This is a genomic window from Sulfuricella denitrificans skB26, from assembly GCF_000297055.2.
In the GTDB taxonomy this organism is placed as follows: domain Bacteria; phylum Pseudomonadota; class Gammaproteobacteria; order Burkholderiales; family Sulfuricellaceae; genus Sulfuricella; species Sulfuricella denitrificans.
This window is the reverse complement of the sequence record NC_022357.1, coordinates 1471907-1493555: the sequence shown is the minus strand read 5'-3', so window position 1 is coordinate 1493555 and position 21649 is coordinate 1471907. Positions and strand designations below refer to the sequence as shown.

At 56.1% G+C, this 21649-nt stretch carries 17 protein-coding genes and 1 pseudogene; 4 read left to right on the top strand and 14 right to left on the bottom strand.

The window, feature by feature from the left end; all coding sequences use genetic code 11:
* Window positions 1–8 precede the first annotated feature (8 nt).
* The 7 genes from scpB to SCD_RS07305 all read right to left on the bottom strand — a co-directional run bounded on the left by scpB (window position 9) and on the right by SCD_RS07305 (window position 7388).
* Window positions 9–560 carry an SMC-Scp complex subunit ScpB gene (gene scpB / locus SCD_RS07335; protein WP_009205740.1) on the bottom strand — a complete coding sequence of 184 codons (552 nt, stop codon included), beginning with the start codon at window positions 558–560 and terminating at the stop codon, window positions 9–11.
* The gene (locus SCD_RS07330) at window positions 547–1338 is read right to left on the bottom strand and encodes a segregation and condensation protein A (RefSeq protein WP_009205741.1); all 792 of its coding nucleotides are present in this window, start codon (window positions 1336–1338) and stop codon (window positions 547–549) included. The genes scpB and SCD_RS07330 overlap by 14 nt, the downstream gene beginning before the upstream one ends.
* Before the next feature lie 89 nt (window positions 1339–1427).
* Window positions 1428–3842 (bottom strand): endopeptidase La, encoded by a 2415-nt coding sequence (gene lon / locus SCD_RS07325; RefSeq protein ID WP_009205742.1) that lies wholly within the window; start codon window positions 3840–3842, stop codon window positions 1428–1430.
* A gap of 23 nt (window positions 3843–3865) precedes the next feature.
* Window positions 3866–5068: a tryptophan--tRNA ligase gene (locus SCD_RS07320; protein WP_009205743.1), complete on the bottom strand. Its 1203-nt coding sequence runs from the start codon at window positions 5066–5068 to the stop codon at window positions 3866–3868.
* Window positions 5069–5210: 142 nt separating this feature from the next.
* Window positions 5211–5855, bottom strand: coding sequence for a site-2 protease family protein (locus SCD_RS07315; protein WP_009205745.1), 645 nt, complete (start codon window positions 5853–5855; stop codon window positions 5211–5213).
* Window positions 5856–6488 carry an L-threonylcarbamoyladenylate synthase gene (locus SCD_RS07310; protein ID WP_009205746.1) on the bottom strand — a complete coding sequence of 211 codons (633 nt, stop codon included), beginning with the start codon at window positions 6486–6488 and terminating at the stop codon, window positions 5856–5858.
* A 6-nt stretch (window positions 6489–6494) separates the two neighbouring features.
* Complete coding sequence (locus tag SCD_RS07305) at window positions 6495–7388, bottom strand: 3',5'-nucleoside bisphosphate phosphatase (protein ID WP_009205747.1); 894 nt, start codon at window positions 7386–7388, stop codon at window positions 6495–6497.
* 81 nt (window positions 7389–7469) lie between these two features.
* On the opposite strand from SCD_RS07305, the gene SCD_RS07300 reads away from it, so the two are divergent.
* Genes SCD_RS07300 through SCD_RS07285 form a run of 4 tightly spaced genes read left to right on the top strand, consistent with a single transcriptional unit; the run spans window position 7470 to window position 9551 of the window.
* On the top strand, window positions 7470–8081 hold the full coding sequence (locus SCD_RS07300; protein ID WP_009205748.1) for a septation protein A: 612 nt from the start codon (window positions 7470–7472) through the stop codon (window positions 8079–8081).
* Window positions 8081–8383, top strand: coding sequence for a YciI family protein (locus SCD_RS07295; RefSeq protein WP_009205749.1), 303 nt, complete (start codon window positions 8081–8083; stop codon window positions 8381–8383). The genes SCD_RS07300 and SCD_RS07295 overlap by 1 nt, the downstream gene beginning before the upstream one ends.
* Window positions 8380–8643 (top strand): BolA family protein, encoded by a 264-nt coding sequence (locus SCD_RS07290; RefSeq protein WP_009205750.1) that lies wholly within the window; start codon window positions 8380–8382, stop codon window positions 8641–8643. Before SCD_RS07295 ends, SCD_RS07290 begins: the two co-directional genes overlap by 4 nt.
* A gap of 50 nt (window positions 8644–8693) precedes the next feature.
* On the top strand, window positions 8694–9551 hold the full coding sequence (locus tag SCD_RS07285; protein ID WP_009205751.1) for a peptidylprolyl isomerase: 858 nt from the start codon (window positions 8694–8696) through the stop codon (window positions 9549–9551).
* Between the two features lie 69 nt (window positions 9552–9620).
* Here the strand turns inward: SCD_RS07285 and purL are convergent, their stop codons facing one another.
* The 7 genes and pseudogenes from purL to SCD_RS07250 all read right to left on the bottom strand — a co-directional run bounded on the left by purL (window position 9621) and on the right by SCD_RS07250 (window position 21474).
* A complete protein-coding gene (gene purL, locus SCD_RS07280; RefSeq protein ID WP_009205752.1) occupies window positions 9621–13670 on the bottom strand; it encodes a phosphoribosylformylglycinamidine synthase in 4050 nt (1349 codons plus the stop codon).
* 60 nt (window positions 13671–13730) lie between these two features.
* Window positions 13731–15383: a diguanylate cyclase gene (locus SCD_RS07275; RefSeq protein ID WP_009205753.1), complete on the bottom strand. Its 1653-nt coding sequence runs from the start codon at window positions 15381–15383 to the stop codon at window positions 13731–13733.
* Window positions 15376–15765, bottom strand: a complete 390-nt coding sequence (locus SCD_RS07270) for a response regulator (RefSeq protein WP_009205754.1) — start codon at window positions 15763–15765, stop codon at window positions 15376–15378. Before SCD_RS07270 ends, SCD_RS07275 begins: the two co-directional genes overlap by 8 nt.
* Window positions 15755–16150 (bottom strand): response regulator transcription factor, encoded by a 396-nt coding sequence (locus SCD_RS07265; protein WP_009205755.1) that lies wholly within the window; start codon window positions 16148–16150, stop codon window positions 15755–15757. Before SCD_RS07265 ends, SCD_RS07270 begins: the two co-directional genes overlap by 11 nt.
* A 1-nt stretch (window position 16151) precedes the next feature.
* Complete coding sequence (locus SCD_RS17110; RefSeq protein ID WP_408645531.1) at window positions 16152–17597, bottom strand: response regulator; 1446 nt, start codon at window positions 17595–17597, stop codon at window positions 16152–16154.
* A gap of 63 nt (window positions 17598–17660) precedes the next feature.
* Window positions 17661–20542: pseudogene (locus tag SCD_RS15665) on the bottom strand (PAS domain S-box protein); the annotation flags it as partial.
* A gap of 305 nt (window positions 20543–20847) precedes the next feature.
* Window positions 20848–21474, bottom strand: a complete 627-nt coding sequence (locus SCD_RS07250; protein ID WP_009205758.1) for an EAL and HDOD domain-containing protein — start codon at window positions 21472–21474, stop codon at window positions 20848–20850.
* Window positions 21475–21649 lie beyond the last annotated feature (175 nt).

Here is a 21649-nt window from a genome sequence, read left to right as displayed (position 1 = left end):
GCTTTCCGTTATTCGTTAGATGTTGCAAGTAAATTCACGTCGGTCTGTTCCATCTGTGGCAACTCCTCCAACGAGCGCAATCCGAGATCGTCGAGCATTTGTCTGGTAGTGGCAAATAGTGCCGGCCGGCCCGGTACGTCGCGATGGCCCACCGCATCAATCCAGCCACGCTCTTCCAGCGTCTTGATCACCTGGCTGCTGACCGTAACGCCGCGAATATCCTCTATATCACCACGCGTCACCGGCTGCTTGTAAGCAATGATCGCCAGGGTTTCCATGACCGCGCGGGAATAGCGCGGCGGCTTTTCCGGATTGAGGCGGTCGAGATGTTTCTGATATTCGACACGCGCCTGGAAGCGCCAGCCACTCGCTACGCTGACCAGCTCGACGCCCCGCCCCGTCCAGTCCTGGCGCAGCTCTTCCAATAGTTTGCGCAAAATATCCGTGTTCAACTCAAAGTCGAAGAGCTTTTTCAACTCATGCAGGGAAAGCGGCTCCTGACCTACCAACAGAGCGGTTTCCAGCACCAGTTTAATCTCTTTCAAATTAGGTGTCTGCATGGTTCAGTTTCACATAAATTAGTGCGAAAGGTTCCTGCTGGGTGACCACCACCAAGGACTCCCGCACCAGTTCCAGCACGGCGAGAAAGGTCACCACCAGTTCCGGCACACCGCGTGACGGGTCGAACAGCGCACCAAACTCGGCGAAGCGCTCATCCTTCAGGTGGCGCAGAAGGCGGCTCATGTGTTCGCGCACCGATAGCTCCTCACGGCTCACCTTATGATGGCGATTGACCCTGGCACGAGCCAGCACGCCCAGCCAGGCCTGTTTCAGATCATCCAGGCTGACTTCCGGCAAGCGCTTTGCCGCTGCCTGCTCCAGCCACACCTGAACCAGAGCGAAATCGCGCCCGGCGATGGGAAGTTCATCCAGTCGCTGTGCCGCCAGCTTCATCTGCTCATATTCCAGCAACCTTCTCACCAGCTCGGCGCGCGGATCGGTTTCGTCCTCGGTACTTTCGTCGCGGCGCGGCAGCAGCATGCGCGACTTGATCTCGATCAGCAGCGCCGCCATCAGCAGATATTCGGAAGCCAGCTCTAGTTGTCCTGCATGCATCATTTCAACATAGTGCATGTACTGCCGTGTCAGCTCTGCCATCTGGATATTGAGGACATCCAGATTCTGGCGACGGATCAGGTACAGCAGGAGATCAAGTGGGCCTTCGAAAGTTTCGAGAAAAACCTCGAGCGCTTCGGGTGGAATGTAGAGATCATGCGGCATCTCGGTGAGCGGCTCACCGTGGATGCGGACAACGTGGGTTTCATCAATTACAGACATTCATTCTCATCGCAGAGGACGCGGAGGAAAACCCTCCCTGCCTTTAACTTCCGCGTCCTCCGCGTCCTCTGCGGTTTAAGGGGTGACCTTTAACCAAACACAATCTTCACCACATCTTTGAATTGTCTCACAAAATGCGCCGTCACGCCTTCCTTTATATGATCCGGCAGCTCGTCAAAATCGCGCCGGTTGGCTTCCGGGAAGATCAACTCTGTAATGCGGATGCGCCGCGCCGCAATCACCTTCTCGCGCAGCCCACCGATAGCCAGCACTTCACCGGTCAAGGTCAGTTCGCCAGTCATGGCGAGCGGACGGGAAATTTTCTCGTGGCGCGCCAGAGACAATAGCGCGGTGGCCATAGTGACGCCCGCGCTCGGACCGTCCTTGGGCGTCGCGCCTTCCGGCACATGCAAGTGGACGAAGGCTTCGTCGAAGAATGCAGGGTTACCCTTGAACACCTTGAGGTGCGATGAGATGTAACTGTAGGCGATCTCAGCCGATTCGCGCATCACCTCGCCGAGCTTGCCGGTCATTTTGAAACCCCGGTTCTTAGTATGCACCAGGGTTGCTTCGATCGACAGCGTGGCACCGCCCATCGCCGTCCAGGCCAGGCCCGTTACCACACCGATGCCGGTGATCGGCTTTTCCGGTATGAACACCGGCTTGCCCAGATATTCTTCAACCTCATCGACGCCCAGGCGAATTGGTTGCTCCTCGCCGCCGACGATCTTAACCACCGCCTTGCGTACCATGCTGCCTAGCTGTTTTTCCAGGTTTCGCACCCCGGCCTCACGCGCAAAGCCCTCGATGACGCGCTTCAAAGCGGCTTCGGTAATGGTCAGATCGCCGCGCTTCAGCCCTGCTTTCTTGAGCTGCTTGGGCCACAGATGGTGTTTGGCAATCTTCACCTTCTCGGCAGTGATGTAGCCGGACAGGCGAATCGTCTCCATCCGGTCCAGTAGCGGCGCGGGAATGGTATCGAGTTGGTTGGCGGTGCAAATGAAAAGTACCTTGGACAGGTCGAAACGCACGTCCAGGTAGTGATCCAGGAAATCGACGTTCTGCTCGGGATCGAGCACTTCCAGCAGCGCCGAGGCTGGGTCTCCCTGATAAGAAGCGCCGATTTTGTCGATCTCGTCGAGCATGATCACCGGGTTGGTCACGCCACATTCCTTGATCGCCTGGACGAACTTGCCAGGCATGGCGCCGATGTAGGTACGGCGGTGGCCTTTGATCTCGGCTTCGTCGCGCATGCCACCCAGAGAGAAACGGTAGAATTTTCGTCCCAAGGCATTGGCGATGGATCGCCCGATAGAAGTCTTGCCCACACCGGGCGGCCCCACCAGCAAAATAATGGAACCGGCAATTTCGCCTTTGAGCGAACCCACGGCAAGGAATTCGACAATGCGCTCCTTGACGTCGTCGAGACCATCATGATCGTGGTCGAGAATTTTGCGCGCACGCGCCAGATCGAGCTTGTCTTTAGAGAATTTACCCCACGGCAGCTGGCTCAGCCAATCGAGGTAGTTACGCGTCACCGCATATTCCGGCGAGCCGGATTCAAGTACCGAAAGCTTCTGCATCTCCTCATCGACACGTTTTTTCGCCGAATCGGAAAGCTTCAGCTTGGCCAGTCGCTCCCTGAAGCGTTCGACGTCAGCGGTTTTGTCGTCCTTGGCCAGGCCTAGCTCTTTCTGAATTTCCTTGAGTTGCTCGCGCAGGAAAAACTCGCGCTGCTGCTTGGTCATCTTCTGCTCGACCTGCTCGCGGATCTGCGACTGCAGCTTGGCGACCTCAAGCTCTTTTTTGATCAGCACCAGCACCTTCTCCATGCGGCGGCGCAGGTTGAAGGCATCCATCACCGACTGCAATTCCTCTTTCGAGGCAGTCGTCAGGGAAGCAGCAAAATCGGCCAGCAGCGACGGTTCATTCGGGCTGAAACGGTTGAGGAAGAACTTGAGTTCCTCACTATACAGCGGGTTGAGGGGCATCAACTCCTTGATGGTGTTGATGATCGCCATTGCGTACGCTTTCAGCTCATCCTCGTTGCGCGCGATTTCAGAAGGGTATTCAACCTGCACCACATAGGGTGGCTTGCTGGAAAGCCACTTGACGATACGAAAGCGGCTCTGGCCCTCGGCAATAAACTGGATCTTGCCTTCGGCTCGTACCGGGTGATGCATGCGCACTAGCGTGCCGATAGAGTAGAAATCCTCTGGTGTGGCGCCTTCAGTATGAGGAAGATTGACCAGGATAATACCTGCCATCTGCTGCGGCGTTTCACCGATCTTCTTCACCGTTTCCAGCCACGGCCCCTCGTTCATTAGCAACGGCAGGCTCTGTGCCGGAAAAAATGGGCGCTCCGACAGGGGCAACAAGTAAAGCGTAGTGGGATAAATGCCGGCAGGAACCAGCGGTGTGGCGTCCTCTCCGGCATCCGTGGAACGTAGAACCTCACCTTCGAGGAGTTCCTGGTCTAGCGTGGTTTTCTTTTTTCTCGGCATGATGCCTCTAACATGGCGCTAATCTAGCCGTAATTCAACCCCATCGCTTCGCGAACATCGCGCATGGTTTCGAATGCCAGTTCGCGCGCCTTTTCACAACCATCAGAAATGATGTTGCGCACCTGGGTGGGATCGTCCATGTACATCTGCGCCCGTTCGCGCATCGGCCTTTGCTCTTCCAGCACCGCGTCGATTACCGGTTGTTTGCATTCCAGACAGCCGATGCCGGCGGTCGTGCAGCCCTGCTGCACCCATTCTTTTCGACTTTCTTCAGAATAGACCAAATGAAACTGCCAAACCGGACATTTCTCTGGCGTGCCGGGGTCGGTGCGCCGAATACGTGCTGGATCGGTCGGCATGGTGCGGATTTTCTTTGCCACGCTGTCTTCATCCTCGCGCAGGGAAATGGTGTTGTTGTAGGACTTCGACATCTTCTGCCCATCCAGCCCCGGCATTTTTGAAGCCGCAGTGAGTAGCGCCTGAGGCTCTGCCAGGATCATCTTGCCGCCACCTTCGAGATAGCCGAACAGCCGCTCGCGGTCGCCCAAAGACAGGTTCTGCTGGTCATTAAGCAAGGCCCGTGCTGACTCAAGCGCCTTCTCGTCACCTTCCTGCTGATAGCGCGTGCGCAGTTCCTCATAGAGCTTGGCGCGCTTGCCGCCAAGCTTCTTGACTGCGGCTTCGGCCTTTTCCTCGAAACCCGGCTCACGTCCGTAGAGATGGTTGAAGCGCCGCGCCAACTCGCGCGTAAACTCGATGTGTGGCACCTGATCCTCGCCCACCGGCACCTGGTTGGCGCGGTAGATAAGGATATCCGCCGCCTGCAACAGCGGGTAGCCAAGAAAGCCATAGGTACTCAAATCCTTACCACTGAGCTTTTCCTGCTGGTCCTTGTAGGTTGGCATCCGCTCCAGCCACCCCAGCGGCGTCATCATCGACAGCAGCAGATGAAGTTCAGCGTGTTCTGGCACGCGCGACTGGATAAACAGGGTCGCACGGGACGGGTCCACGCCCGCGGCGAGCCAGTCGATCACCATATCCCAGACGCTCTGTTCGATAATGCCTGGCGTGTCGTAATGGGTAGTCAGCGCATGCCAGTCAGCAACAAAAAACAAGCACTCGTATTCATGCTGCAGCTTGATCCAGTTTTTCAGCACGCCGTGGTAATGACCCAGATGCAGGCTACCGGTTGGGCGCATGCCGGACAAAACGCGTTCAGTAAACATGTTCTTAAGTTCTTTCTTAAAGTAAAACTCGCGAAGCGATACCTCGTCCCTCTCACCCTCCGGGAGAGAGTTAGGAGAGAGGGAAACGGTCAGGGCGAATGCTATTACATCAATTGTGGCAGCGGTTCGCCATGACCGTTAGTCAAATACCGAATAGCAGCAATATCAACGATTTTGTCACGTGAATCAGCGGCCCGATAATCGCGCCCAGCACGCCGCTGAACAGCAGAATCACCAGCAAAATCATGCCGTAAGGTTCCAGCATGGAATAGCGGTAGGCCAGCCGCCCAGGCAACAGGCTGACGGCGATGCGACCACCATCCAGCGGCAGTAACGGCAGCAAATTAAGCACCATCAGCACGATATTGATATTTATCCCGGCCATGCCCATCAGCGCCATTGGCAAGGAAAATGGACTGTCCGGCATCATATTGGCAAGCTTCATCACCACTGCCCAGCCGAGCGCCATGGCCAAGTTTGCGCCTGGACCGGCCAGAGCCACCCACAGCATATCCTTCTTCGGATTGCGCAAATGGTTGAAATTCACCGGCACCGGCTTGGCCCAGCCAAACAGGATACCGCCCAGAAACATGGTCAGGAGGGGAATAAGAACGGTGCCGATCGGGTCGATATGGCGTAGCGGGTTCATGCTCACCCGTCCCAGCATGTAGGCGGTGGTATCACCGAAGTGCTTTGCGACGTAGCCATGTGCCGCCTCGTGCAGGGTGATGGCAAATACTACCGGCAAGGCATAAACGGCAACCTGTTGTACGATATTCAATTCCATTTATTCTTCTTCCAGTCCAAAGGGATGGATATCGCCCTTGCCCGCCCGAAGTAGCACCGGCGTCTCACCGCTCAGATCGATCACGGTGGTGGTGTCCACATCACCATAGCCACCATCCACAACCAGATCAACCTGACGTTCGAGCAAGTCGCGAATATCATAAGGGTCATTGAGCGGCTGCTCATCCCCGGGCAATTGCAGGGTCGTACTCAGCAACGGCCCGCCCAACTCGGCCAGCAGCGCCTGGAGAATCGGATGATCTGGTACGCGCAGGCCAATAGTCTTGCGCTTCGGGTGCTGTAATCTCTTCGGCACCTCCCGCGTCGCTTCCAGGATGAAAGTGTAGCAGCCCGGCGTATTCGCCTTTAGCAGCCGGAACTGGCGGTTGTCCACTTTGGCATACACGGAGATCTCGGCCAGATCGCGGCAGACCAGGGTCAGCGGATGATCTTCATCCACGCCACGGATCGCGCGGATGCGCTGCTGCGCCTCTCTGTCGCCCAGTCCGCAGCCCAGAGCGTAGCTGGCGTCGGTCGGATAGGCAATTACACCACCGTTGCGGATGATTTCCACCGTCTGGTGAATCAGGCGCAACTGCGGATTTTCGGGATGAATAACAAAAAACTGGGACATGATCGTTCAGTCCTGAGTACTGAGTGTTGAGTGTTGAGCAAGTGCCGACTCAGCACTCGCCATCTCCGGCCAATTGTGCCACACCGGCTTGCAGCCAGGAGGCAATGCAGGCAAACGACCCAGATCCATGTAGCTTTCGCCGACACCGTGAAAATCGGAGCCGCAGGAAGACATCAAATCGAATTCCTTGGCGTAGTTGGCAAATTGAATGAACTGATTGGCGGTATGGTTGCCCGTCACCACTTCGATCGCCTCACCACCGACCTCCTTGAAATCGGCGATCAGGCTGTCCAGATTGGTCCTGCCCAAATCGTAGCGGCCGGGATGAGCGAGCACCGCAATCCCGCCGCTTGCGCAAATCCAGCCGATGGCATCGGCAAAATCGGCCCAGCAGTGCTCCACATAACCCGGCTTACCTTTGACCAGGTATTTTTTGAACACAGTACGAGTATCCTTGACAATGCCCTTTGCCACCAGAAAGCGGGCAAAGTGGGTACGGCTGATGATGCCTGGATTGGCAGCATAGGCGTAAGCGCCTTCCAGGCTGCCCGGGATACCGGCCTTTTCCAACCCGGCTGCGATGCGGATTGCCCGTTCGCCGCGACCGGCACGAATCACTGCCAAACCATTTTGCAGTGGCTCGTATGCGGGATCGATGCGCAAACCTACGATGTGAACGCTGCGTTTATTCCAGGTTACCGAAATTTCAACGCCATTGACCAGCGCAATGCCAGCCTCAATCGCTGCCGCGCGCGCCTCGTCCAGTCCGGCGACATCGTCATGGTCGGTCAGCGCCAGCACCCTGACGCCTTGGGCGTCTGCGCGCCGAACCAGCTCGGAAGGGGTGAACAAACCATCGGAAATGGTTGAGTGACTATGCAGGTCAATAACGGAAGACATTTATGGCAGGCTTGTTAAAACAACCCGAATCATAGCAAAATACGGGTCTCGATGAAATGATGCGTAATACGACCAGCCCTGATGAAATTCCTTTTCGACCTGTTTCCCATCATCCTGTTTTTTGGTGCGTTCAAACTTGCGGGGGCATATCCTGACCAGGTTGCAGCGCTGACCGCCTCGATCGGTTATCTGGCGGACACGAAGCAGCTGCCTATCCTGATTGCCACCGCTGTCGCGATAGTAGCCACGTTCGGCCAAATCGGCTGGGTACATTTCCGTCACGGCAAGGCAGACAAGATGCTGTGGATCAGCCTGGCGATCATTACGGTATTCGGCGGCGCGACCCTGCTCCTGCACGATGAAACCTTCATCAAGTGGAAACCGACCGTACTCTACTGGCTGTTCGCCAGCGTGCTGCTGATCAGCCAGATCGCCTTCAGAAAAAACCTGATTAAAGCCATGATGGGAAAACAGATGGTTCTGCCGGAAAATATCTGGAATAGATTGAATCTGGGCTGGGCCACCTTTTTTACGGTAGTCGGATTCGTCAACCTGTACGTGGCTTTCAACTTTTCTACCGACACCTGGGTCAACTTCAAATTGTTCGGCATCCTTGGTCTGATGCTGGTATTTGTCCTCGGACAGGGCTTGTTGCTGGCAAAATACATTGAAGAAGACAAGGATGTCCAGTAATGCTGTATGCCATTATCGGCGATGACGCACTGGACAGCCTGGAAAAACGACTGACCGCCCGCCCTGCGCACCTCGCCCGACTGGATGCCTTGCAACAAAATGGGCGACTATTGCTGGCAGGCCCATTTCCCGCGATCGACAGCCCCAACCCAGGCCCAGCCGGCTTCTCGGGTAGCCTGATCGTGGCCGAATTCGAATCTCTGGAAGCTGCGCGCGCCTGGGCCGAGGCCGACCCTTACGTCTCGGCCGGGGTTTTCTCACGAGTTACTGTTAAACCATTCAAGAAAGTACTGCCTGCATGAGCACACCTGAAAAAATTCGTGAACGACTCGCCCCGCTTTCCCCGGAACGTCTGGAAATCGAAGATGAAAGCGCCCGGCATGCCGGCCATGAAGGCGCCAAGGGTGGCGGTGGACACTACCGTCTGACTATCGTTTCAACCCAGTTCGCCGACAAATCTCTGATAGCCAGACACCGCATGATCAACGAGTTGCTGGGAGAAATGTTGCAAAATGAGATTCACGCCATAAGCATAAAAGCGTACACTCCCGGCGAGAATTAAATAGACTATAATCAACCTTACCCAGTTTTTTTAACCAAAGGATGTCATTGATGTTTTCATACAAATCTCGAATTCTTGCAGTCTCTATCGGCAGCATGCTCACCCTCGCTTCGTGCAACGCCCAGGATGGCGACAAATCCGCCGCGGTACCCGCTGTCAGTGCTACAGCAGCCATTGCCACTGTAAACGGCGCCCAGATCAGCCAGGCGCGCTTTAACTTTCTGCTCCAGCAAAGCCAGCAGCAAGGCCAACCGGACACCCCTGAAGTACGGAAAAATATTCGTGAAAAACTGATCATCGAGGAAGTCGTTGCCCAGGAAGCGCTCAAAAAGGGTATGGACAAATCGGCCGAGGTAAACACCCAGATCGACCTCGCACGGCAGACCATTCTGATCCGCGCCTACCTGCAGGACTACATCAAGAATAATCCAATCGGCGATGATGTATTGAAAGCCGATTACGACAAAATCAAGTCCCAGATGGGCGACAAGGAATACCATGCGCGCCACATCCTGGTGGAAAAAGAAGCCGATGCGAAAGACATCATTGCCAAGCTGAAAAAAGGCGAGAAATTCGAGAAACTGGCTGAAAAATCGAAAGACCCGGGCTCCAAGGCTAAGGGTGGGGATCTGGGATGGGCCGCACCGGCCAATTTCGTGCCAGAATTCAGCGATGCCATGACCAAGCTGCAAAAAGGCCAGTACACCACCGAACCCGTGAAGAGCCAGTTCGGCTACCATATCATCAAGCTCGAGGACTCACGCACGATGCAGGCGCCACCCTTCGACGAGGTGAAACAGAACCTGCGCCAGCGCGCGCAACAGCAGCAAATCGACAAAATGATCTCCGACTTGCGCGCCAAGGCCAAGATTGAAGAAACGGCAGATACGGCAGCTGCTAAAAAGTAACGTAACAAGCACCGCAACAATGAACAAGGGCGCCACTGGCGCCCTTGTTCATTTCAGAACCCGCAGAGATTACCCCACCCATTTCCTCGCATTGCGGAACATCCGCATCCACGGTCCGTCCTCGAGCCATGCCGCGGGATGCCAGGAATGCTGCACGGAGCGGAAGACTCGCTCGGGGTGCGGCATCATGATGGTGAAGCGCCCGTCTGGCGTGGTCAGGCCGGTTATGCCCCGGGGAGAACTATTCGGGTTGGCCGGATAACCCCCGGTTGGCTGACCGCGATTGTCGACGTAGCGTAGCGCCACCTGGGCCGAGTTCATCTGCTGCTCGCTGCCGAATTCGGCGTAACCCTCGCCGTGCGCCACTACGATCGGCATGCGACTGCCGACCATGCCATCGAGGAACAAGGATGGGCTTGGGGTCACCTCCACCATGACGAAGCGCGCCTCGAACTGCTCCGACTTGTTGCGCACGAAATGCGGCCAGCTTTCCGCGCCGGGAATGATGGCGTGAAGATTGCTCATCATCTGGCAGCCGTTGCACACGCCCAGGGCGAAAGTGTCGCTGCGCTGGAAGAACGACTCGAACTCGTCTCTGGCACGGGCATTAAACAGGATCGACTTGGCCCAACCCTCCCCGGCGCCGAGCACGTCGCCGAAGGAAAAACCGCCGCAGGCGGCAAGGCCATGAAAATCCTTTAGGGCAACGCGTCCTTCAATGATGTCGCTCATGTGCACGTCCACCGCCTCGAAACCGGCGCGGTCGAAGGCGGCGCCCATTTCTACCTGGCCATTGACGCCCTGCTCACGCAAGATCGCCATGCGCGGACGGCTGCCAATTATGTGAACCTCGCGAAGCGAGACTTCGTCCCTCTCTCCCCCCGGGAGAGAGTTAGGAGAGAGGGCAATGAATGGCGCGGCGACATTGTCGTTAAGGTCGAAGCTCAAGGCCGCATGCAGGCCAGGGTCACCGGCATCCAGAATGCTTGCGTATTCCTGCTGTGCGCACTCCGGGTTATCGCGTAAGGATTGCATCCGGCTGGTGGTTTCCGACCAGGTGCGCTGCAGCTCGATGCGCGGCATGCCCAGGATTTCCTTGTTGTTGCGCTGGACGAGCAGACGGTCATCCCGATTCAGCGTGCCAATGACGTGCAACTCGCCGCGCAGGCCAGTGGCAAAAAACGCTTCCATCACCGCAGCCGTGTCGCTTCGCTTTACCTGCAGCACAGCACCCAGTTCCTCGCTGAACAGCACGCCGAAGATGCGATCGGTGTAGCCACCAGGCGGCACCACCGGTTCTTTCCCACTCAGCTCGGCGTCGTAGCGGATGCGGTCGAGGCACAATTCGTCCAGATCGACCGTCACGCCGCAATGACCGGCGAACATCATCTCGCACAGGGTGGCAAGCAGTCCGCCATCGGAACGGTCATGATAGGCAAGGATGCGTCCATCCGCATTCAGACGCTGCACCGTATCGAAAAATCCCTTGAGCTGCGCTGCACTCACTGCATCCGGTGCATCATTGCCGGTTTGTTTGTAAACCTGCGCCAGTGCCGAACCTCCCAGCCGGTTTTTTCCCTGGCCGAGATCAATCAGGATCAGATCGGTGTCGCCCCCATCGCTACGCAATTCAGGCGTCAGTGTCTGGCGCGCATCGACACAGGGTGCGAAGGCGGAAATGATCAGCGACAACGGCGCCGTGACTTCCTTCCTTAAACCGCCCTCCTCCCACACCGTCTTCATCGACATCGAATCCTTGCCCACCGGGATGCTGATACCCAGTTCCGGACACAGTTCCATGCCGACAGCGCGTACCGTGTCATAGAGTGCCGCATCCTCGCCGGGGTGGCCGGCCGGCGCCATCCAGTTGGCGGACAGCTTGATGTCGCCGATGTCGGCGATGCGTGCCGCAGCGATATTGGTGATCGCCTCGCCAATAGCCATGCGGCCGGAAGCGGCCGGATCGATCAGAGCCAGTGGGGTGCGCTCGCCCATGGCGAAGGCCTCACCACGGTATTCCTCGAATCCCGCCAGCGTCACCGCCACATCCGCCACCGGGATTTGCCACGGACCGACAAACTGGTCGCGGGCTGTCATGCCGCCGACGGTGCGGTCGCCGATGGCGATCAGGAAGGTCTTATCCGCCACCGCCGGCAGGCGCATCACGCGTAGCGCCGCCTCGTTGAGGTCAATCCCGGTTGTCTCGAAAGCCGGCAATTCCCGGGTCAGGTGCGCGACATTACGCGTCATCTTCGGCGGCTTGCCGAGCAGCACCGACAGATCCATGTCGATCGGCTTGTTATTGAAATAGCTGTCTTCGAGTATCAATCGCTGTTCGGCCGTAGCCTCGCCGACCACGGCATAGAGGCAGCGCTCGCGTTGGCAAATCGCCTCGAACTGCGGAAAATCCTCCGGCTTGACGGCGAGCACATAGCGCTCCTGCGCCTCGTTGCTCCAGATCTGCATCGGCGACATGCCCGGCTCTTCGTTGTGGATGGCGCGCAGCTTGAAGATTCCGCCGCGTTTTGAATCGTTGACCAGTTCCGGCAGGGCGTTGGATAGCCCGCCCGCGCCAATGTCGTGAATCGAGATAATGGGATTTTCATCGCCCAACTGCCAGCAGCGGTCAATCACCTCTTGGGCACGACGCTGCATTTCCGGGTTGCCGCGCTGTACCGAGTCGAAGTCGAGGTTTTCGGCATTCGCACCGGTATCCATACTCGATGCTGCACCGCCGCCAAGGCCAATCAGCATGGCCGGGCCGCCAAGCTGGATGATCAGCGCGCCCGGCGTGATCTGGTGTTTCTCGGCATGCCGTGCGGAGATGTTACCGACACCGCCGGCGAGCATGATCGGCTTGTGATAGCCGCGCATTTCCCCGGCCACCTGTTCTTCGAAGGTGCGGAAATAGCCGGCCAGGTTGGGGCGGCCGAATTCGTTGTTGAAAGCGGCTCCTCCAATCGGCCCTTCGAGCATGATCTGAAGCGCCGAAGCGATGCGGCCCGGCTTGCCATAGGAGTGCTGAGTGCTGAGTCCTGAGTCCTGAGTTTCAGTGTTATTGTAATATTCCCACGGCTGCTTGAATCCGGGAATATTCAGATTGGACACCGAAAAACCGGAGAGTCCCGCTTTCGGCCTGGAGCCGCGACCAGTTGCGCCTTCGTCGCGGATTTCACCGCCCGAGCCCGTGGCTGCGCCAGGAAACGGCGAAATCGCGGTAGGGTGGTTGTGGGTCTCCACCTTCATCAGGATCTGCGCGTCGTCCTCGACGTAGCCATATTTTGCGCCTGCGCCCGGATAGAAGCGCTTGACCTTGAATCCCTCGATAATCGAGGAGTTGTCGGAATACGCCACCACCGTGCCGCGCGGATTTTTTTCGTGGGTATTGCGGATCATGGCGAAGAGAGATTTGTCCTGCTTCTCGCCATCGATTACCCAGTCGGCATTGAAAATCTTGTGACGGCAATGCTCGGAGTTAGCCTGGGCGAACATCATCAACTCGACATCGGTCGGGTTGCGACCGATACGAGTGAAGTTCTCCACCAGGTATTCGATCTCATCCGGCGACAACGCCAGCCCCATCGAGCGGTTGGCCAGTTCCAGCGCGTCCTTGCCCTGCTCCAGGATGTCCACGGTACTGAATGGCGCCGGATCGAAGTGGCGGAACAGTTTTTCTGCATCGTCGAAATCGGTCAGCACCACTTCCGTCATGCGGTCGTGTATCAGCGGCAGCAGAATTTGCTTTTCCTGCTGCGTCAGAGAGGTGCCGTCGGCTTTCTGTGCGTAGAACGCCACCCCCCTCTCAAGGCGTTCGACAGCCTCCAAAGCGCAATGACTGGCGATGTCGGAGGCCTTGGACGACCACGGCGAAATCGTACCCAGCCGCGGCACCACCAGGAACAGTTCGCCCTGCGGTTCTTCCACCGGGGATGCGGGACCGTAGGTGAGGATTTTCTCCAGCACCGACAATTCCTGCGCTTCCAGCACACGGCGGGTGGCGGCGAAATGCCAGTATTCGGCGTGAACATGTGAGATGGCAGACGCTGCTTCGTGCAGGCCCTGCATCAGTTTTTCGAGACGGAAAGAGGAAAGTGCGTTGCTGCCGCGCAGTTTGAGCATGACTACCCTGAGTGACTAAGATCAAAGGGTAAATCATACCCGAAAACAGCCTTCTAAGGATTATCCGCGTGCCAATACCACGCGGTTGCGACCGGCATGCTTGGCCTCATACAGCGCCTTGTCGGCGGAGTCACCCAAATTGATCGCATCCCCGAAATGAACAACCTCGGCAATGCCGCAGCTGAATGTAACGGAAAACTCTTTTCCATCCGCCAGATGTTTCAGCCTGGAAAAGGCATCCCGTAGCTCGTCCATCACCTTTATTCCCGCAGGGCCATCCGTTTCGCTCATGATCACCGCAAATTCCTCGCCTCCATAGCGGCCAACCACGTCAGTCTCACGCAGGCGCTGCTTCAACAAGCGTGACAGACTTTTGATCACGCGATCTCCGGCGGGGTGACCATAAGAGTCGTTCACTTGCTTGAAATGGTCAATATCGATCATGGCATAGGTTAGCGGCACCTTCAGCCTTTTTGCACGCGCCATCTCCCGCTCCAGCTGATCCTTGATGGCAGTATGATTAAGTAATCCGGTCAGGCTGTCGCGGACCATGAAGGAATGCAGCAGACGGGAACGCTGGATGCGGCTCGCTACGGATGAAACCAGATGCTCCGCTTTGATCGGTTTGGTAAGGAAATCGTCACCCCCCAGACTCATTGCGGACAACTGCTTATCCAGGTCTTTTTCAGCAGACAAATAGACAATGGGAATGCTGACGAATGAATCCAATTGCCGAATTACGCTTGCTATCTCCAACCCGCTGCATTCCGGCATATAAATATCCATCAGGATCAGGTCAGGAGAAAACTCCCGCAATGGCCCCAGCACCTCCATGGGGTTGTTCACCACCTTGACATCCATGCCGGCCTGCTCCAGCACGGCAGAATGGTAGTTAGCCAGCGAAGTCGAATCATCAACGATCAATACGCGAAAAGGCTCTGGCGGAACAGGAGAGGTCAATTCATCGAGCTTATCGACCAGATCACCGATGCTGACCGGCTTGGAAAAATAAGCCAGTCCACCGGTGCGCACCGCTTCAAGACGGGCCGTCACATCATCCAGAGCGGAGATGAACATGACGGGAACCGGTTCATCCCGGCCCTGCTGGATTTCTCTCATGGCATTGACCCCACCCATGGAATCCTCCGGAAAAGCGATATCCATGAGAACGAGTACGTTCCTGGTGCTTTTCATTGCCTGCAAAAAATCATCCAATCGCTTGAATACCCGCACCTCATAGCCAAAGTAACCCAATTGCAGCGCAATCTCTCTTGCCTGGTCAGTCTCATCTTCGACCAGATAAACAAGCTTCTCGTTAGCGGGTCCGACAGCTGCTGACGAGGTTGCCATTAAATCAGGCGAGACATAAGGTGGAGAATCGGAGCTTGAAGCGGCCTGCTTCAACGCCACAATTTGCTGATGGATTTCAGCGAAATTCTCCGCATTCGCCGACGATTTCTGGTTTACGATATTTTTAAGATACTCCTCCAGAACACGTGCAACCTGACTGAGCTCAGCAAAACCGAATGTTGCGCCGGAGCCGGTCAGGCTATGCACCATGAGGTGAAGCGCATGCAAGGTTTCCTCATCCAGCCGGGACTGATAGCCTGAGCAGGCTTCCTCAATCTGGCGGATCTTCTCCGGCAATTGCGCCGCATAGACCTCACGCAGCACCCGCATCTTTTCCTGCAACTCCGCAGCGCGATTAGCCATGGCAGCTCGCCCAAATCTCTTCCACCTTGCTGGCCAAAGTCATCGGATCGAACGGCTTGGGAATCACGTCCACCGCTCCAAGTTCCTTGTAATGCGCCACCTCGCTCGGCTGCACCTTGGCGGTCATGAAAACGACCGGGGTCGATGCGGTTTGAGGCAAGCCACGCAGCAGCTTGAGCGTCGTCGGCCCGTCCATCCCCGGCATCATCACGTCTAGCAAGATAAATTGCGGCTGAAACGCGGGGGCACGTGCTATCGCCTCGTTGCCCGAACTGCATACCTCCACAGTAAAACCGCCCAGTGTTTCCAAGGCAAGTCGCGCCACCATCTGGATATCCGGTTCGTCTTCCACATACAATATCCGGGTTAATTTATCTGCCATGCTCTGCCTTTCCATTGACGCATTCCAAAACCTTGTCCAGCACGCGGGCTGCGTTGAATGGCTTGACCACAAAACCTACCGCGCCCTTCTTGATTGCTTCGGTAACCTTGTCCATGGTCGCCTCCGCACTGACCATGATGATTTTTATTTCCGGTTGCGCCTGCCGGATCGCCTCCAGCACCTGCAAGCCATCCATTTTTGGCATCTGGATATCAAGCAGAACCAATTTAGGCTTAAGCCTGGCGCACTGCGCAAGCGCATCCTCACCGTTGGATGCCTCGCCCACCACATGATATTCCTCACTGCGCAAAATAGCCTTCAACATCTCCCGCATAAGACTGTCGTCATCCACTACTAACACCGAATAATTGCTGGGAGTCACCATCCTACTGCACTCCAATCAGTTGTTTAATCGTTGCCAGCAACATCTCGTTGCTGGTGCGCGCTTTTACCAGCGCATTGTCCACTTCCTTCTCGCTTTCCAATCCCATTTCACTGGCCGAGAACACCATCACCGGGATCGGTGGCGAAGCGCCATTCAACAAGGGTAGCAGGTCCTTACCTGAGCCATCTGGCAAACCGAGGTCAAGGATCACCAGGTCATAACGGCACCGCCCAAGCAGTTGCCTCGCCTCGGCCAAGGTAGAGGCATGGTCCAGGTGAGCTACTTCGCCCACGATACTTTGTACCACCCGAAAAATATCCGGGTCATCCTCGACTTGCAGCACTCGGGGCTGGCTGTCGGCCTGTTGCCCCATCACCTGTTTCAACGCCAGTACCAGCTGATCCTGATTAATCGGCTTGCTGATCCAGTCAATCACACTGATGGCTTCTCCGTCCAATTCCTGACGGCCCTCGACTGCCTTGGCCGAAACCACCACGATCGGCAAAACAGAGGCCTCCTTTGACTCACGAAGCTCGCGAATCAGCGAGATCCCATCCTGATCCGGCAGGGCCAGGTCAAGCGTCATCGCGACGTACTTACCCTGTGCCAACATTTTCTTTGCCTGCTCTGCATCATAGGCAATATCGGCTGCCAACCCGTTCTGCTCCAGCATCAGCCGAAGCAATGCAGCTATGTCGCGATCATCCTCGCAAATCAGCACCCGCTTTTCCTTCCCGTTCAAGCCGGATGCGAAAACAGCAGTCTCTTGCCAAACCGGAAAATCAACATAGAAATTGGTCAGCACATCGGGTTCTGAATCGAAGCCTATGCTGCCACCCATCTGTTCGACGAGCACCTTCGTAATGGAAAGGCCCAGTCCTGTCCCCCCCTTCTTGCGAGTGTCAGACGAATCCGCCTGGGCAAATTTCTGGAAAATCCGGTCACGGAACTGCTCCGGGATACCACTGCCATGATCCTTCACCGCCACACGAATACGGTTGCCCGTATGAGTAACCTCAACCATCACTTTGTCTCCCGCAGGAGAAAACTTGGCGGCATTGGATAACAGGTTGGCCAGAACTTGCATCAAGCGGTTGGCATCCACGTTCAACATGATGCCCGGCAGATCACTTTCAAGTTCGTAGCTCACCTCAAACTGTTCACCGTAGGCCCGGTTTGATTCCAGTGCCTGACGCAACAGTGGCATCAACTCCACCGGCTTGAGTTGAAACTCGATCTTGCCAGATTCAATTTTTTCCATATCGAGGATGTCGTTGACCAGCAGGATCAGGCGCTCGCTGTTCTTGTGCGCGATGTCCACCAACGCCTTGAGCTGAGGAGGCAGTTCTCCCGCCACCCCCCCGGCGATCAGCCCAAGAGAGCCGCGAATCGAAGTCAGGGGTGTACGCAACTCGTGACTGACGGTAGAAATGAATTCATTTTTCATACCCTCGATCTTCTTGCGCTCGGTAATGTCGCGGAAAGACACCACCGCCCCGACAATTTTATCCCCCTCGTGGATAGGCGAACTGACATACTCCACCGGGAAACTGCTGCCATCCTTGCGCCAGAAAACCTCATCCGACACGTGAAAGGTCATGCCGTAGCGAAACGAGCCGTAAATATTACATTCATTCGACGGATAAGGCGTTCCATCGCTATGGGTATGGTGAGTCAGAGGATGCTGCGCCCGACCGAGAAGCTCCTCTAGTGGGAACCCAAGCATGCGCAAGCCAGCCGGATTGATAAACGTGGTTCTTCCCTCCATATCCACGCCATAAATACCCTCATCGACCGTGTTCAGAATCAATTCGTTACGCCGACTGACAGCCGCAAGTTCTTCCTCGATACGCATACGCTCGGTGATGTCCTCCTTGATGCCGACGAAATTGGTGATCCGACCAAGGCGGTCTCGAATCGAGGAAATATAGGCAAATTCCCAGAACAGTTCGCCATTTTTTCTGCGGTTATGCAGCCTGCCACGCCATTCCTCGCCGGCAAGAAGGGTTTGCCACATCGTGCGATAAACTTCGTCTGGGGTCAGCCCGGATTTCAGAATATGCGGATTCTGGCCAATCGCCTCGTCAGCGGAATAGCCAGTCACCTCGGCAAATTTGGCATTAACGTATTCGATATCCCCTCTGTCGTCGGTGATCACCACCGACACCGGGCTCTGCTCGACCGCGCGGGACAACTTCCGCAACGTCTTCTCATTGTTCTTGCGTTCGGTGACATCCTGCACCGTGCCTATCATGCGCACCGGCTTGCCGGATTCGTCCAGAATCACCTCACCCTGCTCATGCACCACCCGTTCCGTGCCATCGGGCAGAATGATGCGGTGATCGATGCTGTAAGGGTTTGGGCTCCGCAGCGCATTATTTACCGCCTGCTGAACCGGCCCGCGGTCTTCGGGATGCACGAACTGCATGAATGTGTCGTAGGTCGCGTCGAACTGCTGCGGCCGCAGGCCGAAAATGCGGTAAATCTCGTCCGACCAGTGCAGCGCATTGGTTTCGATATTCCAGTCCCAGTTACCCAGATGGGCGATCTGCTGCGCCCGCGCCAGGCTATCGCTGCTTTCCCGCAGCGCCTGTTCGGCCTTTCTTTGCTCGGTAATATCCCGGGCAATACCGATAAAGCCGGTGATCAAGCCCTGCTCGTCGCGCAGAGCCGTCACCGTCAAAAGCACCGGAATACGACTGCCGTCCTTGCAAATATAGCTCCACTCGTGAGTATCCACCTGCCCGCGGCGCGCCAGAGCCACAAACACTTCAAAGCCGGGCTCGACTACCATTCCCGCCGCAGTCATTTCCTGAGCACGAGCCAGCACTTCCCCCAGATCATGGAGCATTGCTGGTGTGGTTTTACCAACCAGCTCTACGGCACGATAGCCGAGCAGTTTCTCTGCCGCCTGGTTAAAGGTCAGGATGATGCCATCGGTATCGGTGGAAATAATGGAATGATCGGCGCCATCCAGAATCGCCTGGTTCAGCCTGCTGGCACGTGACAACGCTTCTTCCGCCTGCTTGCGCCGGCTGATGTCACGCACGATGCCGGTAAAAATGCGGCGCCCGTTCAGCCAGGTTTCGGTCACCGCCAGGTCCATCGGAAATGTCGAACCATCCTTCCGCCGCCCGACCACCTCACGACCGAGGCCGATAATCTTCTTCTCGCCCGTACCGATAAAATTACTGAGGTAACCGTCATGCTGGCTATGGTAGGGTTCCGGCATCAGCATCTTGACGTTTTCGCCAATCACTTCTTCAGGCGTGTAACCGAAAATCTGCTCTGCCGCCCGGTTGAATGATTCGACGATTCCCTGTTCGCTGATGGTGATGATGCCGTCGAGCACATTGTCGAGCACGATACGGCTGCGCGACTCGCTTTCGTGTAGCTCTTGCACCATTTCCTCGGCAAGCGCTGTGGCACGACGATTCGAGTTACCCAATACCGATACGATCCAGAACAGCAGGAAAGAAACCATGCCACCGCCAATCAGCACGATCCAGGGCAGCGTCGCTTCCTGACCAGCCAAGTTTTCTCCCTTTTTGGTCAATGTAATGCGCCACTGGCGGCCGCCGACATTGATCAGGCTCTGCCGCTTCGGCAGGTCACCAGGCCCGAGTCCATTCTGGTTGTTATTTTGTTGCAAGCGGCTGTCGAACAACGCTGCCCCGGCGGAGCCTGGAACTGACTGTGCATCCTCGATCTCCACCTCCATCAAGTGGAGAAAACGCTCGCCGATCGACTTACTCACCAGATCGCCCACGCGCAGACCGAGATAGGCCAGGCCCAGGAATGCCGCGCGCCTTTGCTCGACGGTCTGGATCGGCACACCGATCCGGTACAAGGGGGCATAAAAAAGAATGCCTTCTGGCTGCCGTTTTCCTGAACCAGGGTAATGCCGCCGGTTGCCGCCGGTTCACCGGTATCCCGTGCCCTTTCTGCACCCTCCCGCCTGACCGACTCGCTGCCGACATCCAGTCCGAAGGCCTTTTCATTGCCTGCCATCGGCTCCAGATAGGTAATCACGAAATATTCCGCACGCTCGCCCTCTGGCTTTATGGCGAAATGGGGATAGCCGACGGGATCGAGGCGCCTGTCCTGTCTCACCTGCTGTTCGAAGGCAGTCTTGTCAGCCGCAGGGACTGCCTGGATGTAACCAGCTACTGTAATGCCGGGATAACGGTCAAGGAAACCGTTATGAAATACGACACGGCGGAATTCCGCGCGCGACAGATGCTGATCCAAGACAAACACTGACTGCAAGCCTGTGAGCACCTCGGAAAAGGACTGAATGCGGCGCTTCAGCGCATCCTCGGCCTGAATCGCCTGAAAATCAAAATCTTTTCGGTAATCCTCCACGACAATACGGGAGGTATAACGCCACATCATCACACTCAGCATCAGCCCGCATGCCAGTATGACTAAGGCCAGGATATTGATCTGCTTGGGGGGTGTCATATCAGGAAAACCTTTATCCCAGTCCTGCCAAAATTATGTCCATTTGTGCCAGACACATATTTATTTCATGTTGAAGACTTTATCATGCACACGAAATTACAGCATGAATAGCATTCCGATTTATTTTCACCCGCTAATTTTGCCAACTGGAGTAGTGCATGAGCGAAAGGGGCTTCGCCGCCAAGCGCACAAATGTATCGTCCTTTCCGAAAAAAGCCTGACCAGCACGAAGACTATAACCCCAGCATCCCAGCCCATGCCTGTGCGGAAAGATAATCCTGGCTGACCTTATCCACCTCCAACTGCAGCGAACAAGCCAGATTTTCGATTTCGTCTTCGTCCCCTTGTTCGCATGCCTCTGCCAGCGCCAGGAAAGGTCCGTAAAGGCCCTGCCTGTGCAGCAGGGCATCGACAATCGGTTCGGGCAGGCGAATGGTGTCCAGCACCTGATCCATCGGCACTTCCAGAATTTCATCGAGCAGCGAGAACACACCGACGATAAACAGATTATCGCAGTCAGCGGGGCCAAGCATTTCCTTGCCCAGCAATTCTGCCAGACGACCCCGAATAACGGCCTTTTTTATCAATGCAGGAGATGTGTTGCCTTCACTGGCGGTAACCAGCAGCAGCGTCACCCAACGATACAGTTGCTGGTAGCCGAGAATTTCCACGGCATGGCGAATAGATTGAATTTCACAGGACAGGCTGAAGCCTGCGGAATTGATGTAGCGCAGCAACTTGAAAGAAGCCGCCACATCGCGCTTGAAAGACAGTTCAATTTCCTTGATTTCTTCTTTATTGCGCACCTTTTCAAGCAGCTCCAACAGGACAGCATGGGCGGGTTTGATATTTTTTTTCATGCAAATAATCTCCTGATCAACGCTTAATATGAAGTGAAGTATAACGTCCTATCCGCATATCTAACCTAGCAGTATTTCGGCCTGGCCAGCCCACTCTCACGCGCCTGCAGGCACAATCATACTGAATTATGCCTGCCTGATTCAGGCTAGGCGACCACCATCGAATAAAAAATGT